Here is a 15,355-nt window from a genome sequence, read left to right as displayed (position 1 = left end):
ATGGCTAAGCAACCGGGATTAGATTTTCAAAGTGCCAAAGGTGGATTTGGCGAGCTGAAACGCAGACTGCTGTTTGTTATCGGCGCGCTGATTGTGTTCCGTATTGGCTCTTTTATTCCGATCCCTGGTATCGATGCCGCTGTACTTGCCAAACTGCTTGAGCAACAGCGAGGCACCATCATTGAAATGTTCAACATGTTCTCTGGTGGTGCTCTCAGCCGTGCTTCTATCTTTGCTCTGGGTATTATGCCGTACATTTCGGCATCAATTATTATCCAGCTGCTGACGGTCGTTCATCCGGCCCTGGCAGAGTTGAAGAAAGAAGGGGAGTCTGGACGTCGTAAGATTAGTCAGTACACCCGTTACGGTACTCTGGTGCTGGCAATATTCCAGTCGATCGGTATTGCTACCGGTCTTCCGAATATGCCTGGTATGCAGGGCCTGGTATTAAACCCAGGCTTTGCATTCTATTTCACCGCTGTTGTGAGTCTGGTCACAGGGACAATGTTCCTGATGTGGCTCGGCGAACAGATTACTGAGCGTGGTATCGGTAACGGTATCTCAATCATTATCTTCGCCGGTATTGTCGCGGGTCTCCCGCCAGCCATCGCCCATACTATCGAGCAAGCGCGTCAAGGCGACCTGCACTTCCTCCTGTTGCTGTTGGTTGCAGTATTAGTATTTACAGTGACGTTCTTTGTTGTCTTCGTTGAACGTGGTCAACGCCGCATTGTGGTGAACTACGCTAAACGTCAGCAAGGTCGTCGTGTCTATGCTGCACAGAGCACACATTTACCGCTGAAAGTGAATATGGCGGGGGTAATCCCGGCGATCTTCGCTTCCAGTATTATTCTGTTCCCGGCAACCATCGCGTCATGGTTCGGGGGCGGTACTGGTTGGAACTGGCTGACAACAATTTCGCTGTATTTGCAGCCTGGGCAACCACTTTATGTGTTACTCTATGCGTCTGCGATCATCTTCTTCTGTTTCTTCTACACGGCGTTGGTCTTCAACCCGCGTGAAACAGCAGATAACCTGAAGAAGTCCGGTGCATTTGTACCAGGAATTCGTCCGGGAGAGCAAACGGCGAAGTATATCGATAAAGTAATGACCCGCCTGACTTTGGTTGGTGCGCTCTATATTACTTTTATCTGCCTGATCCCGGAGTTCATGCGTGATGCAATGAAAGTACCGTTCTACTTCGGTGGGACCTCACTGCTTATCGTTGTTGTCGTGATTATGGACTTTATGGCTCAAGTGCAAACTCTGATGATGTCCAGTCAGTATGAGTCTGCATTGAAGAAGGCGAACCTGAAAGGCTACGGCCGCTAATTGGTCGCCTGAGAAGTTACGGAGAGTAAAAATGAAAGTTCGTGCTTCCGTCAAGAAATTATGCCGTAACTGCAAAATCGTTAAGCGTGATGGTGTCATCCGTGTGATTTGCAGTGCCGAGCCGAAGCATAAACAGCGCCAAGGCTGATTATTTCGCATATTTTTCTTGCAAAGTTGGGTTGAGCTGGCTAGATTAGCCAGCCAATCTTTTGTATGTCTGTACGTTTCCATTTGAGTATCCTGAAAACGGGCTTTTCAGCATGGTGCGTACATATTAAATAGTAGGAGTGCATAGTGGCCCGTATAGCAGGCATTAACATTCCTGATCAGAAACATGCTGTGATCGCGTTAACTTCGATCTACGGCATCGGCAAGACCCGTTCTAAAGCCATTCTGGCTGCAGCGGGTATCGCTGAAGATGTTAAGATCAGTGAGCTGTCTGAAGAACAAATCGACACGCTGCGTGACGAAGTTGCCAAATTTGTCGTTGAAGGTGATCTGCGCCGTGAAATCAGCATGAGCATCAAGCGCCTGATGGATCTTGGTTGCTATCGCGGTTTGCGTCATCGTCGTGGTCTGCCAGTGCGCGGTCAGCGTACTAAGACCAACGCACGTACCCGTAAGGGTCCGCGCAAACCGATCAAGAAATAATCGGGGTGATTGAATAATGGCAAAGGCACCAGTTCGTGCACGTAAACGTGTAAGAAAACAAGTCTCTGACGGCGTGGCTCATATCCATGCTTCTTTCAACAACACCATCGTTACTATTACTGATCGTCAGGGTAACGCATTGGGTTGGGCAACAGCCGGTGGTTCCGGTTTCCGTGGTTCTCGCAAATCCACTCCGTTCGCAGCTCAGGTTGCAGCAGAGCGTTGCGCAGAAGCCGTAAAAGAATACGGCATCAAGAATCTGGAAGTTATGGTTAAAGGTCCGGGTCCGGGTCGTGAATCTACTGTTCGCGCTCTGAACGCCGCTGGTTTCCGCATCACTAATATTACTGATGTGACTCCGATCCCTCATAACGGTTGTCGTCCGCCGAAAAAACGTCGCGTATAACGCTCGTTTTTTAGGTTAGTTGGAGATAGAAAATGGCAAGATATTTGGGTCCTAAGCTCAAGCTGAGCCGTCGTGAGGGCACCGACTTATTCCTTAAGTCTGGCGTTCGCGCGATCGATACCAAGTGTAAAATTGAACAAGCTCCTGGCCAGCACGGTGCGCGTAAACCGCGTCTGTCTGACTATGGTGTGCAGTTGCGTGAAAAGCAAAAAGTTCGCCGTATGTACGGTGTGCTGGAGCGTCAGTTCCGTAACTACTATAAAGAAGCAGCACGTCTGAAAGGCAACACAGGTGAAAACCTGCTGGCTCTGCTGGAAGGTCGTCTGGACAACGTTGTATACCGTATGGGCTTCGGCGCTACTCGTGCTGAATCACGTCAGCTGGTTAGCCACAAAGCAATCATGGTAAACGGTCGTGTTGTTAACATCGCTTCTTATCAGGTTAAAGCGAATGACGTTGTTAGCATTCGTGAGAAAGCGAAAAAGCAATCTCGCGTGAAGGCCGCTCTGGAGCTGGCTGAGCAGCGTGAAAAGCCAACCTGGCTGGAAGTTGATGCTGGCAAGATGGAAGGTACGTTCAAGCGTCAGCCAGAACGTTCTGATCTGTCTGCGGACATTAACGAACACCTGATCGTCGAGCTTTACTCCAAGTAAAGCTTAGTACCAAAGAGAGGACACAATGCAGGGTTCTGTGACAGAGTTTCTAAAACCGCGCCTGGTAGATATCGAGCAAGTGAGTTCGACGCACGCCAAGGTGACCCTTGAGCCTTTAGAGCGTGGCTTTGGCCATACTCTGGGTAACGCACTGCGCCGTATTCTGCTCTCATCGATGCCGGGTTGCGCGGTGACCGAGGTTGAGATTGATGGTGTACTTCATGAGTACAGCACCAAAGAAGGCGTTCAGGAAGATATCCTTGAAATCCTGCTCAACCTGAAAGGGCTGGCGGTGAGAGTTCAGGGTAAAGATGAAGTTATTCTTACTCTGAATAAATCTGGCATTGGCCCTGTGACTGCAGCCGACATCACCCACGACGGTGATGTTGAAATCGTCAAGCCGCAGCACGTGATCTGCCACCTGACCGATGAGAACGCAGCTATTAGCATGCGTATCAAAGTTCAGCGCGGTCGTGGTTATGTGCCGGCTTCTGCCCGAATTCATTCGGAAGAAGATGAGCGCCCAATCGGCCGTCTGCTGGTCGACGCATGCTACAGCCCTGTAGAGCGTATTGCCTACAATGTTGAAGCAGCGCGTGTAGAACAGCGTACCGACCTGGACAAGCTGGTCATCGAAATGGAAACCAACGGCACAATCGATCCTGAAGAGGCGATTCGTCGTGCGGCAACCATCCTGGCAGAACAACTGGAAGCTTTCGTTGACTTACGTGATGTTCGTCAGCCGGAAGTGAAAGAAGAGAAACCAGAATTCGATCCGATCCTGCTGCGCCCTGTTGACGATCTCGAATTGACTGTCCGCTCTGCTAACTGCCTCAAGGCAGAAGCTATCCACTATATCGGTGATCTGGTACAGCGTACCGAGGTTGAGTTGCTGAAAACGCCGAACCTGGGTAAAAAATCTCTTACCGAGATTAAAGACGTGCTGGCTTCACGTGGTCTGTCTCTGGGCATGCGCCTGGAAAACTGGCCACCGGCAAGCATTGCTGACGAGTAACCGGATCACAGGTTAAGGTTTTACTGAGAAGGATAAGGTCATGCGCCATCGTAAGAGTGGTCGTCAACTGAACCGCAACAGCAGCCATCGCCAGGCTATGTTCCGCAACATGGCAGGTTCACTGGTTCGTCATGAAATCATCAAGACGACCCTGCCTAAAGCGAAAGAGCTGCGTCGCGTAGTTGAGCCGCTGATTACTCTTGCCAAGACTGACAGCGTTGCTAATCGTCGTCTGGCATTCGCCCGCACTCGTGATAACGAGATCGTGGCAAAACTGTTTAACGAGCTGGGCCCGCGTTTCGCGAGCCGTGCCGGTGGTTACACTCGTATTCTGAAGTGTGGTTTCCGTGCAGGCGACAACGCGCCGATGGCTTACATCGAGCTGGTTGATCGTTCAGAGAAAGCAGAAGCTGCTGCAGAGTAATCTGCAGTAACGTAAAAAAACCCGCTCCGGCGGGTTTTTTTATATCCGCGATACCCCCACTTCTCTACAATGTTTGTATTAATTCTGTTCATCCCCTGGAGCTGATAATGTGGTTGCTTGACCAGTGGGCAGAACGCCATATTTGCGATGCCCAAAAGAAAGGCGAATTCGACGATCTTCCGGGAAGCGGCGAACCGCTTGTGCTGGATGATGATTCGCATATTGCCCCGGAACTACGGGCCGGATATCGGTTACTGAAAAATGCAGGTTGTCTTCCTCCGGAGCTTGAACAACGCAGAGAGGCTGTCGAAATGGTCGATCTCCTCAAAGGGATCCATCAGGACGATCCTCGACACGCTGAGCTTAGCCGCAGGCTCGTGCTGCTTGAACTCAAGCTGCGCCAGGCAGGGATGAATACAGATTTTCTGCGCGGTGAATACAGTGAAAGATTGATGCAGAAAATAAACGAGGAGTAGCTATGTACCGCATTGGTGAACTTGCGAAGCTCGCGAACGTCACGCCGGATACTATCCGGTATTATGAAAAGCAGCAGATGATCGATCATGAAGTTCGGACTGAAGGAGGCTTTCGCCTTTACACCGATAACGATCTTCAGCGTCTGCGGTTCATTCGTTATGCACGTCAGCTCGGATTTACGCTTGACGCGATCCGGGAGTTATTATCGATCCGCATCGATCCCGAACATCACACCTGCCAGGAATCTAAAAGTATTGTGCAGGCCCGGCTGGATGAAGTTGAAGCGCGAATTCTGGAGCTGCAAACCATGCAGCGTTCTCTGCAGAGGCTGAATGATGCCTGCTGCGGTACGGCCCACAGCAGTATTTATTGTTCAATTCTTGAAGCCCTTGAACAGGGGGCAAGCGGAGAAACTGAGGGCTGTTGATTTTTAGTCCATCCGGGTCTAGACTCCCGTCGTCATACACCATGCTCAGGAGAAATTATGAGCCGCTATCAGCACACGAAAGGACAAATTAAGGACAATGCCATTGAGGCGTTACTTCACGACCCGTTATTCAGACAGCGCGTTGAGAAGAATAAAAAAGGGAAAGGAAGTTATCTGCGCAAAGATAAACATGCAAAACGGGGTAACTGGGAGGCCAGTGGCAAACAAGCGAATCGCTTCTTTACCACTGGCCTTCCCGCTTTAAGCTGTTGATTAAACGCGGTTGTTCTGCTCTTTTAACAGATCGCGAATCTCGCTCAGCAGCACTTCTTCTTTCGTTGGTGCAGGCGCTGCTGCCGGCTCTTCTTTTTTACGGTTGAGTTTGTTGATCAGTTTTATAGCCATAAAAATGGCAAATGCGACGATCACAAAATCAAATACGTTCTGAATAAATACGCCGTAGTGCATCACGACTGCCGGAACATCACCTTGTGCTTCACGCAGCGTGAAAGCGAATTGTTTGAAATCAATGCCCCCGATTAACAACCCTAAAGGTGGCATGATAATGTCGGCGACTAATGATGAAACAATCTTGCCGAATGCTGCACCAATAATGACACCCACTGCCAAATCCACCACGTTCCCGCGCATTGCAAATTCGCGGAATTCTTTAATAAAACTCATTTTATTCTCCTTGTGCCAGCTGACGACTATAAGTTTAACAAATGATTAGCTAATTGCCATTCGGGATAATTAAACGCTATGAAAAATAAAAGGCACAAAAATGAAGAGGATAAAGTGCGGGGGCGCTTTTTCACGCACCCGACACATTAGAGGAAGAATGGGCTTGGCTGGAACAAACGTTCGACGTCGGTAATAAACTTTTTATCGGTCAGGAACATAATCACATGATCGCCTTGCTCAATACGTAAATTATCATTGGCAATCATGACATCATTCCCGCGCACAACGGCGCCGATAATAGTGCCTGGTGGCAGCTTAATTTCGTCGATCGAACGGCCCACGACGCGAGATGTGGTTTCATCTCCGTGTGCGACCGCTTCAATGGCTTCCGCTACGCCGCGACGAAGCGACGACACACCGACAATATCCGCTTTACGAACATGGCTCAGGAGGGCGGAAATTGTCGCCTGCTGAGGTGAAATAGCAATATCAATCACACTTCCCTGAACCAGATCAACATATGCCCGGCGCTGGATTAGCACCATGACCTTTTTGGCACCCATACGTTTGGCGAGCATGGCGGACATAATATTCGCCTCGTCGTCGTTGGTGACAGCAATAAAGAGATCAACTTGATCAATATGCTCTTCAGCCAGTAACTCCTGATCTGACGCATCGCCATAAAATACGATCGTATTTTGCAGTTTTTCCGCCAGTTCAGCAGCACGCTGTTGATCGCGCTCGATCAACTTAACGCTGTAATCTTTTTCCAGCCGATGTGCCAGACCAGCACCGATATTGCCACCGCCGACCAGCATAATGCGCTTATAGGGTTTTTCGAGCCGCTGAAGCTCACTCATCACCGCACGAATATGCTGTGAGGCTGCAATAAAGAAGACCTCATCACCAGCCTCGACAATTGTTGAGCCTTGCGGGCGAATAGGTCTGTCGTGGCGGAAGATGGCCGCGACGCGCGTATCGATATGCGGCATATGCTCGCGCATGGTGGAAAGCGCATTACCGATCAGTGGCCCACCGTAATAGGCCTTGACGACTGCAAGGCTCACTTTACCTTCGGCAAAGTTGACCACCTGCAGAGCGCCTGGATATTCGATCAGACGATAGATATTGTCGATGACCAGCTGTTCTGGCGCGATAAGATGATCAATAGGGACCGCTTCTGAATTAAACAGTTTTTCCGCATCGCGAACATAGTCCGGTGAGCGGATACGCGCGATTCGGTTTGGCGTGTTGAAAAGTGAGTAGGCCACCTGACAGGCCACCATATTGGTTTCGTCAGAACTGGTCACCGCAACCAGCATGTCAGCATCGTCGGCACCCGCCTCACGAAGCACGCGCGGGTGAGAACCATGACCCTGCACAACACGCAGGTCAAATTTGTCCTGTAAGACACGCAGGCGATCGCCATTGGTATCAACAATGGTGATGTCATTATTTTCGCCAACCAGATTTTCTGCCAGCGTCCCGCCAACCTGTCCTGCACCCAGAATGATAATCTTCATATCTCGTGACCTGTTCTCAACATCACTCTTTGATTAGCTTAGCGTAAAAGAAGCCATCACCTTCTTCTGCACCCGGCAGGTTCTGCTGACCCGGAGATTCAGATGTTCCCGTATCGCGTAGTGCCGCGTCCGGGGTACGTTTGAGGAAAGCCGCGATTTGCTGACTGTTTTCTTCCGGAAGTATCGAGCAGGTTGCATAAACCAGCGTACCGCCAGGTTTAAGATGCGGCCAGATGGCGTCGAGAATATCGGACTGCAGCTGGGCAAGTTCCTTGATGTCACGGTCGCGGCGTAACCACTTGATGTCCGGATGACGACGAATAACGCCGGTCGCAGAGCAGGGGGCATCCAGTAAAATGCGGTCGAATTGTGTTTCACCACACCATTCTGCCGGTTTACGTCCATCGCCTTGCTTAACCTGTGCCTTCATGCCCAGACGCTTAAGGTTGTCATAGACGCGTGAAAGACGCTGTTCATCAACATCTACCGCCATGACGCTGGCTTGCGGAGCCACTTCAAGAATATGCGTCGTTTTGCCCCCAGGTGCAGCGCACAAATCGAGGATCTGTTCACCATTTTTGGGTTCAAGCCAGGTCATACAGCCCTGAGCAGAGGCATCCTGTACCGTTACCCAGCCCTTATCAAAGCCGGGTAATGCATGTACCGGAGCAGGGGACGCTAAACGCACCGCATCAGGATAAGCATCATGGGTAAAGCCGCTCATCCCTGCCTCTTCCAGCAAAGCCAGCCAGGCATCGCGAGAATGATGGTTACGATTCACGCGTAGCCACATCGGCGGACGTTCATTATTGGCTTCGACAATATTTTGCCACTGTTGTGGCCAGGCTTTTTTCAGGCGTTTCAGCAGCCATTCCGGGTGCAGGAAACGCGTTTCGCTCTGCGCAAATTCCGCCAGCAGTTCGTCCTGCTGTCGCTGGAACTGACGCAGTACGCCGTTGATCAGCCCTTTCAGCTGAGGACGTTTAATTGTAACGGCACCTTCCACCGTCTCTGCCAGCGCGGCATGAGGTGGGATACGGGTATGAAGGAGCTGATAAAAGCCCACCATAATCAAATAATGTACGGTACGCTGTTTGCCTGTCATTGGGCGTGACATCAGCTTATTAATCAACCACTCAAGTTGAGAGAGTGTGCGCAGGACGCCAAAGCAGAGCTCCTGAAGCAGAGCTTTGTCTTTATCAGAGACTTTTTGTTGCAGTGGAGGCAGGACATTACTCAATGACTGGCCCTGCTCGATAACCTGCTCAACGGCCTGAGCCGCCATACTGCGTAGATTTTGTTTTTTCATAACCGTAGAAATAAAAATGCCCGGAAACACCGGGCCTTAAGAAGAAGTTTGTTCAGGCAAGGCGATTGCCCGGAATAAACCATTCGCGACGTGAATTTAACAGATCCTGAGCGCTCATGGCTTTCTTACCGGCCGGCTGTAGCGATTCAAGATTCAGGATCCCTTGCGCAGTCGCCACCTGGATACCGTTCTTGCTGGCATCAATAATCGTACCGGGTTCAGCGGTGGTATTACCGTTAATGACGGAGGCTTTCCAGACTTTTACCGGCTGCCCATCAATCTCCATCCAGCTCATCGGCCACGGATTAAAAGCGCGAATGCAGCGTTCAAGTTGAGCGGCAGAGAGCGACCAGTCGAGCCGTGCTTCTTCTTTGCTCAGTTTTTCGGCATACGTCACCTGCGCCTCATCCTGAACTTCCGGTTTTACCGTGGTGTCAGCAAGTTGCTGGAGCGTCTCGATAAGGCCTTGCGGACCAAGCTCTGCCAGCTTGTCATACAGCGTGCCGCTGGTATCGTCTGCTGTAATAGGGCAGGCCAGTTTATACAGCATATCGCCAGTGTCTAAACCTACATCCATCTTCATGATGGTGACGCCCGTTTCAGCATCACCCGCCCACAGAGCGCGCTGGATAGGTGCAGCACCACGCCAGCGCGGGAGCAGGGAACCATGCACGTTAATGCAACCCAGGCGAGGCATATCAAGCACAGCTTTTGGCAGAATTAAACCGTAAGCCACCACCACCATCACATCGGCATTCAGGTCAGCAACAAGCTGCTGATTTTCCTGTGGGCGTAACGATGCGGGCTGGAAAACGGGAAGCCCATGCTCTTCTGCCAGCACCTTTACCGGGCTCGGCATCAGTTTTTTACCGCGACCTGCCGGACGGTCCGGCTGGGTAAAGACGCCAACAATCTGGTGACCAGAAGATAACAGCGCGTCAAGATGACGCGCTGCAAAGTCAGGGGTTCCCGCGAAGATAATGCGTAGTGTTTTAGACACGGTGATCCTTGTATCCGGGGGGATGTTATGCGCGAGAGCGCAAACGATCCAGTTTCTCTACTTTCTGACGAATACGCTGCTGTTTCAGCGGCGAGAGGTAATCGATAAACAGTTTACCGACCAGGTGATCCATCTCATGCTGAATACAAATCGCCAGCAGATCGTCTGCTTCCAGTTCGAACGGATTGCCATCGCGATCCAGTGCGCGAATTTTCACTTTTTCGGCACGAGGAACTAAAGCACGCTGTTCGGGAATGGACAGACAACCTTCCTCAATACCTGTCTCGCCGCTCTTTTCAAGCAGCTCTGGGTTGATCAGCACCAGACGCCCATCGCGATTCTCAGAAACGTCGATCACGATAATACGCTTGTGAATGTTCACCTGCGTTGCCGCCAAACCAATGCCTTCTTCGGCGTACATGGTATCGAACATATCATCAACGATACGCTGGATTTCTGCATTCACTTCTTTGACCGGTTCAGCGACGATGCGAAGGCGCTCGTCCGGAATATGTAACACTTGCAAAACTGCCATAAATTTCCAGAGTCGTGTTCAGGAGTTGATAAGAATACTCTCTCTATTCTAGACAAATCCCCCATCGATTGACAGCATCAGTGACCAATCGCAATGATTGCGCAGGCCGCTTATGGCAGGGGAAAGGATGACGTCTACTGAAATATGGCTACGGCTAATACACACAGCTTCTCTGTATGGCGATGTCATGCTTGAAGCGGCTTCACAACTGCAGCAGCAGGAGAGGATCGATACGCTCGTTGTCAGAAAGGCCGGGCTGACAGCCAGGCAGGCTGAACGGTTCTTTGCGCCAGAGGAGAGTGAGCTGGAGCGTAGCCTGAGGTGGCTTGAGCAGCCGGGACATCATTTATTGACGGCCAGTCATCCACTTTATCCCCCTTTGCTCCGCGCGATCCCTGATTATCCCGGGGCGCTATTCGTGAAAGGCAATCCCGAGACGCTTAATACTGTGCAGCTGGCGGTCGTCGGGAGCCGTGCTCCGTCATGGTACGGCGAGCGATGGGGGAAAATCCTGTGCGAACAACTTTCACAAAGCGGGCTCACGATCACCAGCGGGCTGGCCTGCGGGATTGACGGCGTTGCCCACAGCGCAGCCCTGTCAGTAAAAGGCCGAAGCGTCGCCGTGCTGGGAAACGGTCTTTTTAGCATTTATCCGCGCCGGCATCAGGCACTGGCGATGCGGCTTATCGAATCTGACGGCGCGATTGTCTCTGAATTTCCGCTTTCGGCGCAGCCCAGACCGGCAAACTTTCCGCGTCGTAATCGGATTATCAGCGGGCTGAGTCAGGGCGTGCTGGTGGTTGAAGCGGCACGCCGCAGCGGGTCGCTGGTGACGGCACGGTGTGCGCTTGAACAGGGAAGAGACGTTTTTGCCTTGCCCGGCCCGATAGGTAACCCCGGCTGTGAAGGGCCACACTGGCTGATTAAACAAGGGGCAACACCGGTAACGGAAGTAGGGGACATTCTTGAAAATTTGCAATATGGCTTGCAATGGCTGCAGGAAGATCCCGAAAAGCGACATTATTCATCAGATCAGGGAAAGGTGGCATTGCCATTTCCCAAGCTCCTGGCTAACGTAGGAGATGAGGTAACACCTGTTGACGTTGTCGCTGAACGTGCCGGCCAACCTGTGCCAGTAACGGTAGCACAGCTACTCGAACTGGAGTTAGCAGGGTGGATCGCAGCTGTACCCGGCGGCTATGTCCGATTAAGGAGGGCATGCCATGTTCGACGTACTGATGTATTTGTTTGAGACTTACATCCATAACGAAGCAGAAATGCGAGTGGATCAGGACAAGTTGACACAGGATCTTACCGATGCGGGGTTTGAGCGGGAAGACATCTATAATGCGTTGATGTGGCTGGAAAAACTGGCTGATTATCAGGAAGGCCTTGCCGAACCGATGCAGCTTGCTTCTGACCCACTGTCCGTACGCATCTATACCGCTGAAGAGTGTGAAAGGCTGGACGCCAGCTGCCGGGGGTTCATTTTATTCCTTGAGCAGATTCAGGTGTTAAACCTCGAAACGAGAGAAATGGTGATAGAGCGCGTCATGGCGCTGGATACGGCAGAATTTGAACTGGAAGATCTCAAGTGGGTGATCCTGATGGTTCTGTTTAATATCCCGGGCTGTGAAAATGCCTATCAGCAAATGGAAGAATTACTCTTTGAAGTGAATGAAGGTATGCTGCACTAATTCAATGCGCAGCACCAAGAGTTGTTATGGCCAAATCAGCACTGTTCACGGTGCATAAAAATGAGCCCTGCCCGCAGTGCGGGGCTGAACTTGTTATTCGGTCCGGGAAACACGGCCCGTTTCTCGGTTGTTCCCACTATCCGGAATGTGATTATGTTCGTCCTCTGAAAAGCCAGGCGGATGGACATATCGTTAAAATTCTGGAGGGTCAGCTTTGCCCTCTCTGCGGCGGCGAACTTGCGCTCCGTCAGGGGCGTTTCGGCATGTTTATTGGATGTAGCCGTTATCCGGAATGTGAACATACAGAGCAAATTGATAAGCCGGATGAAACGGCTATTGCCTGTCCTCAATGCCAGCGCGGACAACTGGTACAACGTCGTTCTCGCTTTGGGAAGACCTTCCATTCCTGTGATCGCTACCCTGAATGCCAGTTCGTTATCAATTTCAAACCGGTAGCGGGCATCTGCACATATTGCAATTATCCGCTACTTATCGAGAAGAAAACGGCGCAAGGAATGAAATGCTTCTGCGCCAGTAAACAATGTGGAAAGCCGGTTTCGGCGGATCAAAACAGTGAATAATAACCTGCAATCAGGCTCCATTGCGCATATGGTGGATGTCCTGAAAAACGAAGACGTCATCGCCTATCCAACTGAAGCTGTTTTTGGGGTCGGTTGCGATCCCGACAGCGAGACGGCTGTGAGCCGCCTGCTTACCTTAAAACAAAGACCCGTCGAGAAAGGGCTGATTTTAATCGCTGCGAATTATGAGCAGCTTAAACCCTATATCGATGACTCTATGCTGACGCCGGCGCAGCGCGAGACGATCTTCTCCGCGTGGCCTGGGCCAGTGACCTTTGTCTTCCCGGCGCAGCCGACAACGCCGCGCTGGTTAACCGGACGCTTTGATTCCCTCGCCGTCCGCGTCACTGATCATCCGCTGGTGGTAGAGCTTTGCCTGGCATTTGGTAAACCGCTGGTTTCAACCAGCGCCAACCTGACCGGGTTGCCACCCTGTCGGACAACCGAAGAAGTACTGGCGCAGTTCGGAAATGACTTCCCTGTTGCTGTCGGTGAAACGGGAGGGCGCCTGAATCCGTCCGAAATTCGTGACGCTTTGACCGGCGAACGTTTTCGCCAGGGGTAATCTCATGGAAACCTATGCTGTTTTTGGTAACCCGATTGCACACAGTAAGTCGCCGTGGATCCATCAGCAATTTGCGGAGCAGTTGCAGATTGATCATCCCTATGGCCGCGTACTGGCCCCGGTTGATACATTTATTCCAACACTGGAGGCTTTTTTCGCCGCGGGCGGTAAAGGCGCGAATGTGACCGTTCCTTTTAAAGAGGAAGCCTTCGAACGTGCGGATGAGCTGACCGAGCGCGCTTCACTTGCTGGGGCAGTAAATACCCTGAAACGGCTTGAGGATGGGCGCCTTCTGGGTGATAACACTGACGGAATTGGTTTACTTAGCGATCTGGAAAGACTCTCGTTTATCAAGCCCGGATTTCGGATCCTGCTGATTGGTGCGGGGGGCGCATCGCGGGGAGTCCTGTTGCCTCTGCTTTCCCTGGACTGTGCGGTGACCATTACCAACAGGACCTTTTCCCGGGCAGAAGCGCTGGCGGCATTGTTTGCACATACCGGTAGCGTGAGTGCGGTAGCGCTTGACGATCTTGCCGATCGTGAGTTCGATCTTATTATCAATGCCACCTCCAGCGGTATCAACGGCGAGATCCCGTCTATCCCCGCTTCGCTGGTAAACGCGCATATGTACTTCTATGACATGTTCTATCAGAAAGGGAAGACGCCTTTCCTGAACTGGTGTGAACAACACGGCGCGAAGCATATCGCCGATGGGCTGGGAATGCTGGTGGGTCAGGCCGCGCATGCGGTGCTGCTCTGGCATGGCGTGTTGCCTGCAGTTGAGCCGGTTATTGAAAAGCTAAAGCAGGAGTTATCGGCGTGAATCAGGCTATTCACTTTCCGGACCGGGAGTTCTGGGATGAGGGTAAACAAGCGGTCTGTTTCCCGGTGCTGGTGCAGGGGATGCAACTTACCTGCGCCATTTTGGGGGATACGCTGTTGCGTCGTTTTGGCGGTTCGGACCCGATAGCCGTATTCTGTGAAAATCGCTGGGATCTGGAAGAGGAAGCCAGCGATTTAATCCGCGAACAGCAGGAAGACGATCAGGGCTGGGTTTGGTTGTCCTGATTCAGGTAGTCATTCTTCCATTTTACGTAGTTGTTCGCTGAGTATTTTAATCCTTCGATCTCTGCCTCCTTGAGGGGGCGGATCTGTTTTACCGGGCTTCCCAGATAGAGATAGCCGCTCTCCAGTCGTTTGTTCTGCGGGACAAGGCTACCGGCACCAATCATGACGTCATCTTCTACTATGACGCCATCCAGCAGAATCGATCCCATGCCAACAAGCACCCGATTTCCGACAGTGCAGCCGTGAAGCATCACTTTATGGCCGACGGTAACATCTTCGCCAATGATGAGTGGATTGCCTTCCGGGTTATAAGAGGATTTGTGCGTGACATGCAGAACGCTACCGTCCTGAATATTGGTACGGGCGCCAATAGACACATAGTTAACATCTCCCCTGATGGCGACAAGCGGCCAGATGCTGACGTCGTCGGCCATTCGGACATCACCAATGACCACGCTGCTGGCGTCGATCATCACACGATCGCCTTTTTGGGGGAACAGATCTTTATAAGGACGTAATACTGCGGGCATATCTACCTCTAAGGATGAGCGCTATACACAAGACGGTGATCATATTATGGGATCGAGACGAGGCAAAATGCGTCAATATTTAAACAAATCGGGCGGGATTTCAGCGAAAAGCACGGAAAATCAGCAGTCGAAAAAAAAGATCTAAAAAACACTTGTGCTAAAAATTGGGATCCCTATAATGCGCCTCCATCGACACGGCGGATGTGAATCACTTCACAAACAGCCCGGTCGGTTGAAGAGAAAAAATCCTGAAATAACGGGTTGACTCTGAAAGAGGAAAGCGTAATATACGCCACCTCGCAACGGTGAGCGAAAGCCGCGTTGCACTGCTCTTTAACAATTTATCAGACAATCTGTGTGGGCACTCAAAGTGACATGGATTCTTAACGTCCTCGGACGAAAAATGAATACCAAGTCTCAACGAGTGAACACGTAATTCATTACGAAGTTTAATTCATTGAGCATCAAACTTTTAAAT

At 51.2% G+C, this 15,355-nt stretch carries 22 protein-coding genes; 16 read left to right on the top strand and 6 right to left on the bottom strand.

The window, feature by feature from the left end; genetic code table 11:
* The 10 genes from secY to GM298_RS22710 all read left to right on the top strand — a co-directional run bounded on the left by secY (nucleotide 1) and on the right by GM298_RS22710 (nucleotide 5,658).
* Nucleotides 1–1,332: a preprotein translocase subunit SecY gene (gene secY, locus GM298_RS22755; RefSeq protein ID WP_266155377.1), complete on the top strand. Its 1,332-nt coding sequence runs from the start codon at nucleotides 1–3 to the stop codon at nucleotides 1,330–1,332.
* Between the two features lie 31 nt (nucleotides 1,333–1,363).
* Nucleotides 1,364–1,480 (top strand): 50S ribosomal protein L36, encoded by a 117-nt coding sequence (gene rpmJ / locus GM298_RS22750; protein ID WP_000868187.1) that lies wholly within the window; start codon nucleotides 1,364–1,366, stop codon nucleotides 1,478–1,480.
* A gap of 146 nt (nucleotides 1,481–1,626) precedes the next feature.
* Nucleotides 1,627–1,983: a 30S ribosomal protein S13 gene (gene rpsM, locus GM298_RS22745; RefSeq protein ID WP_008503488.1), complete on the top strand. Its 357-nt coding sequence runs from the start codon at nucleotides 1,627–1,629 to the stop codon at nucleotides 1,981–1,983.
* A 16-nt stretch (nucleotides 1,984–1,999) separates the two neighbouring features.
* Complete coding sequence (gene rpsK / locus GM298_RS22740; RefSeq protein ID WP_003863312.1) at nucleotides 2,000–2,389, top strand: 30S ribosomal protein S11; 390 nt, start codon at nucleotides 2,000–2,002, stop codon at nucleotides 2,387–2,389.
* 32 nt (nucleotides 2,390–2,421) lie between these two features.
* Complete coding sequence (gene rpsD / locus GM298_RS22735) at nucleotides 2,422–3,042, top strand: 30S ribosomal protein S4 (RefSeq protein ID WP_004868345.1); 621 nt, start codon at nucleotides 2,422–2,424, stop codon at nucleotides 3,040–3,042.
* Between the two features lie 25 nt (nucleotides 3,043–3,067).
* A complete protein-coding gene (locus GM298_RS22730; RefSeq protein WP_002919219.1) occupies nucleotides 3,068–4,057 on the top strand; it encodes a DNA-directed RNA polymerase subunit alpha in 990 nt (329 codons plus the stop codon).
* Between the two features lie 40 nt (nucleotides 4,058–4,097).
* Nucleotides 4,098–4,481, top strand: a complete 384-nt coding sequence (gene rplQ, locus GM298_RS22725) for a 50S ribosomal protein L17 (protein ID WP_001216368.1) — start codon at nucleotides 4,098–4,100, stop codon at nucleotides 4,479–4,481.
* A 107-nt stretch (nucleotides 4,482–4,588) separates the two neighbouring features.
* A complete protein-coding gene (locus GM298_RS22720; protein ID WP_266155376.1) occupies nucleotides 4,589–4,957 on the top strand; it encodes a DUF1992 domain-containing protein in 369 nt (122 codons plus the stop codon).
* A gap of 2 nt (nucleotides 4,958–4,959) precedes the next feature.
* On the top strand, nucleotides 4,960–5,385 hold the full coding sequence (gene zntR / locus GM298_RS22715) for a Zn(2+)-responsive transcriptional regulator (RefSeq protein WP_266155375.1): 426 nt from the start codon (nucleotides 4,960–4,962) through the stop codon (nucleotides 5,383–5,385).
* Nucleotides 5,386–5,442: 57 nt separating this feature from the next.
* Nucleotides 5,443–5,658 (top strand): alternative ribosome-rescue factor A, encoded by a 216-nt coding sequence (locus GM298_RS22710; protein WP_045286775.1) that lies wholly within the window; start codon nucleotides 5,443–5,445, stop codon nucleotides 5,656–5,658.
* Here GM298_RS22710 and mscL read toward each other — a convergent pair whose 3' ends face one another.
* The 5 genes from mscL to def all read right to left on the bottom strand — a co-directional run bounded on the left by mscL (nucleotide 5,659) and on the right by def (nucleotide 10,436).
* Entirely contained in the window at nucleotides 5,659–6,069 is a 411-nt protein-coding gene (gene mscL, locus GM298_RS22705) for a large-conductance mechanosensitive channel protein MscL (RefSeq protein ID WP_025759210.1), read from the bottom strand.
* 146 nt (nucleotides 6,070–6,215) lie between these two features.
* The gene (gene trkA / locus GM298_RS22700) at nucleotides 6,216–7,592 is read right to left on the bottom strand and encodes a Trk system potassium transporter TrkA (RefSeq protein ID WP_025759209.1); all 1,377 of its coding nucleotides are present in this window, start codon (nucleotides 7,590–7,592) and stop codon (nucleotides 6,216–6,218) included.
* Nucleotides 7,593–7,614: 22 nt separating this feature from the next.
* Nucleotides 7,615–8,901: a 16S rRNA (cytosine(967)-C(5))-methyltransferase RsmB gene (gene rsmB / locus GM298_RS22695; protein ID WP_252088010.1), complete on the bottom strand. Its 1,287-nt coding sequence runs from the start codon at nucleotides 8,899–8,901 to the stop codon at nucleotides 7,615–7,617.
* 52 nt (nucleotides 8,902–8,953) lie between these two features.
* A complete protein-coding gene (gene fmt, locus GM298_RS22690; RefSeq protein ID WP_262747880.1) occupies nucleotides 8,954–9,901 on the bottom strand; it encodes a methionyl-tRNA formyltransferase in 948 nt (315 codons plus the stop codon).
* Between the two features lie 25 nt (nucleotides 9,902–9,926).
* Nucleotides 9,927–10,436: a peptide deformylase gene (gene def, locus GM298_RS22685; protein ID WP_025759205.1), complete on the bottom strand. Its 510-nt coding sequence runs from the start codon at nucleotides 10,434–10,436 to the stop codon at nucleotides 9,927–9,929.
* Between the two features lie 127 nt (nucleotides 10,437–10,563).
* Here def and dprA point away from each other — a divergent pair, with 127 nt between their 5' ends.
* From dprA to GM298_RS22655, 6 genes are read left to right on the top strand one after another with little or no spacing between them, the layout of a single operon-like run.
* Entirely contained in the window at nucleotides 10,564–11,688 is a 1,125-nt protein-coding gene (dprA, locus tag GM298_RS22680) for a DNA-protecting protein DprA (protein ID WP_025759204.1), read from the top strand.
* Nucleotides 11,660–12,133 carry a DUF494 family protein Smg gene (gene smg, locus GM298_RS22675; RefSeq protein WP_008503477.1) on the top strand — a complete coding sequence of 158 codons (474 nt, stop codon included), beginning with the start codon at nucleotides 11,660–11,662 and terminating at the stop codon, nucleotides 12,131–12,133. Before dprA ends, smg begins: the two co-directional genes overlap by 29 nt.
* Before the next feature lie 26 nt (nucleotides 12,134–12,159).
* Nucleotides 12,160–12,714 carry a type I DNA topoisomerase gene (locus tag GM298_RS22670; protein ID WP_025759202.1) on the top strand — a complete coding sequence of 185 codons (555 nt, stop codon included), beginning with the start codon at nucleotides 12,160–12,162 and terminating at the stop codon, nucleotides 12,712–12,714.
* Nucleotides 12,707–13,279, top strand: a complete 573-nt coding sequence (gene tsaC, locus GM298_RS22665) for an L-threonylcarbamoyladenylate synthase type 1 TsaC (RefSeq protein ID WP_025759200.1) — start codon at nucleotides 12,707–12,709, stop codon at nucleotides 13,277–13,279. The genes GM298_RS22670 and tsaC overlap by 8 nt, the downstream gene beginning before the upstream one ends.
* A 4-nt stretch (nucleotides 13,280–13,283) precedes the next feature.
* Nucleotides 13,284–14,102: a shikimate dehydrogenase gene (aroE, locus tag GM298_RS22660; RefSeq protein ID WP_025759199.1), complete on the top strand. Its 819-nt coding sequence runs from the start codon at nucleotides 13,284–13,286 to the stop codon at nucleotides 14,100–14,102.
* Entirely contained in the window at nucleotides 14,099–14,347 is a 249-nt protein-coding gene (locus tag GM298_RS22655; RefSeq protein ID WP_025759198.1) for a DUF1488 domain-containing protein, read from the top strand. Before aroE ends, GM298_RS22655 begins: the two co-directional genes overlap by 4 nt.
* Here the strand turns inward: GM298_RS22655 and GM298_RS22650 are convergent.
* Nucleotides 14,323–14,877, bottom strand: coding sequence for a gamma carbonic anhydrase family protein (locus GM298_RS22650; RefSeq protein ID WP_025759197.1), 555 nt, complete (start codon nucleotides 14,875–14,877; stop codon nucleotides 14,323–14,325). The genes GM298_RS22655 and GM298_RS22650 overlap by 25 nt on opposite strands.
* Nucleotides 14,878–15,355 lie beyond the last annotated feature (478 nt).

Origin of the sequence: Enterobacter sp. HSTU-ASh6 (assembly GCF_026319105.1) — a bacterium.
GTDB classification, from domain to species: Bacteria; Pseudomonadota; Gammaproteobacteria; order Enterobacterales; family Enterobacteriaceae; genus Enterobacter; species Enterobacter sichuanensis.
The sequence above is the reverse complement of the archived record's forward strand: the minus strand, read 5'-3'. Positions and strand labels throughout refer to the sequence as shown.

Bases quoted from the DNA above. Each gene is read 5' to 3' on its own strand.
- GM298_RS22670 (WP_025759202.1), top strand. From the start codon at position 12,160: ATGGCCAAATCAGCACTGTTCACGGTGCATAAAAATGAGCCCTGCCCG.
- GM298_RS22730 (WP_002919219.1), top strand. From the start codon at position 3,068: ATGCAGGGTTCTGTGACAGAGTTTCTAAAACCGCGCCTGGTAGATATC.
- zntR (WP_266155375.1), top strand. From the start codon at position 4,960: ATGTACCGCATTGGTGAACTTGCGAAGCTCGCGAACGTCACGCCGGAT.
- secY (WP_266155377.1), top strand. From the start codon at position 1: ATGGCTAAGCAACCGGGATTAGATTTTCAAAGTGCCAAAGGTGGATTT.
- aroE (WP_025759199.1), top strand. From the start codon at position 13,284: ATGGAAACCTATGCTGTTTTTGGTAACCCGATTGCACACAGTAAGTCG.
- dprA (WP_025759204.1), top strand. From the start codon at position 10,564: ATGACGTCTACTGAAATATGGCTACGGCTAATACACACAGCTTCTCTG.
- rpsK (WP_003863312.1), top strand. From the start codon at position 2,000: ATGGCAAAGGCACCAGTTCGTGCACGTAAACGTGTAAGAAAACAAGTC.
- rplQ (WP_001216368.1), top strand. From the start codon at position 4,098: ATGCGCCATCGTAAGAGTGGTCGTCAACTGAACCGCAACAGCAGCCAT.
- mscL (WP_025759210.1), bottom strand. From the start codon at position 6,069: ATGAGTTTTATTAAAGAATTCCGCGAATTTGCAATGCGCGGGAACGTG.
- smg (WP_008503477.1), top strand. From the start codon at position 11,660: ATGTTCGACGTACTGATGTATTTGTTTGAGACTTACATCCATAACGAA.
- rpmJ (WP_000868187.1), top strand. From the start codon at position 1,364: ATGAAAGTTCGTGCTTCCGTCAAGAAATTATGCCGTAACTGCAAAATC.
- rsmB (WP_252088010.1), bottom strand. From the start codon at position 8,901: ATGAAAAAACAAAATCTACGCAGTATGGCGGCTCAGGCCGTTGAGCAG.
- trkA (WP_025759209.1), bottom strand. From the start codon at position 7,592: ATGAAGATTATCATTCTGGGTGCAGGACAGGTTGGCGGGACGCTGGCA.
- GM298_RS22710 (WP_045286775.1), top strand. From the start codon at position 5,443: ATGAGCCGCTATCAGCACACGAAAGGACAAATTAAGGACAATGCCATT.
- GM298_RS22650 (WP_025759197.1), bottom strand. From the start codon at position 14,877: ATGCCCGCAGTATTACGTCCTTATAAAGATCTGTTCCCCCAAAAAGGC.
- def (WP_025759205.1), bottom strand. From the start codon at position 10,436: ATGGCAGTTTTGCAAGTGTTACATATTCCGGACGAGCGCCTTCGCATC.
- GM298_RS22720 (WP_266155376.1), top strand. From the start codon at position 4,589: ATGTGGTTGCTTGACCAGTGGGCAGAACGCCATATTTGCGATGCCCAA.
- rpsD (WP_004868345.1), top strand. From the start codon at position 2,422: ATGGCAAGATATTTGGGTCCTAAGCTCAAGCTGAGCCGTCGTGAGGGC.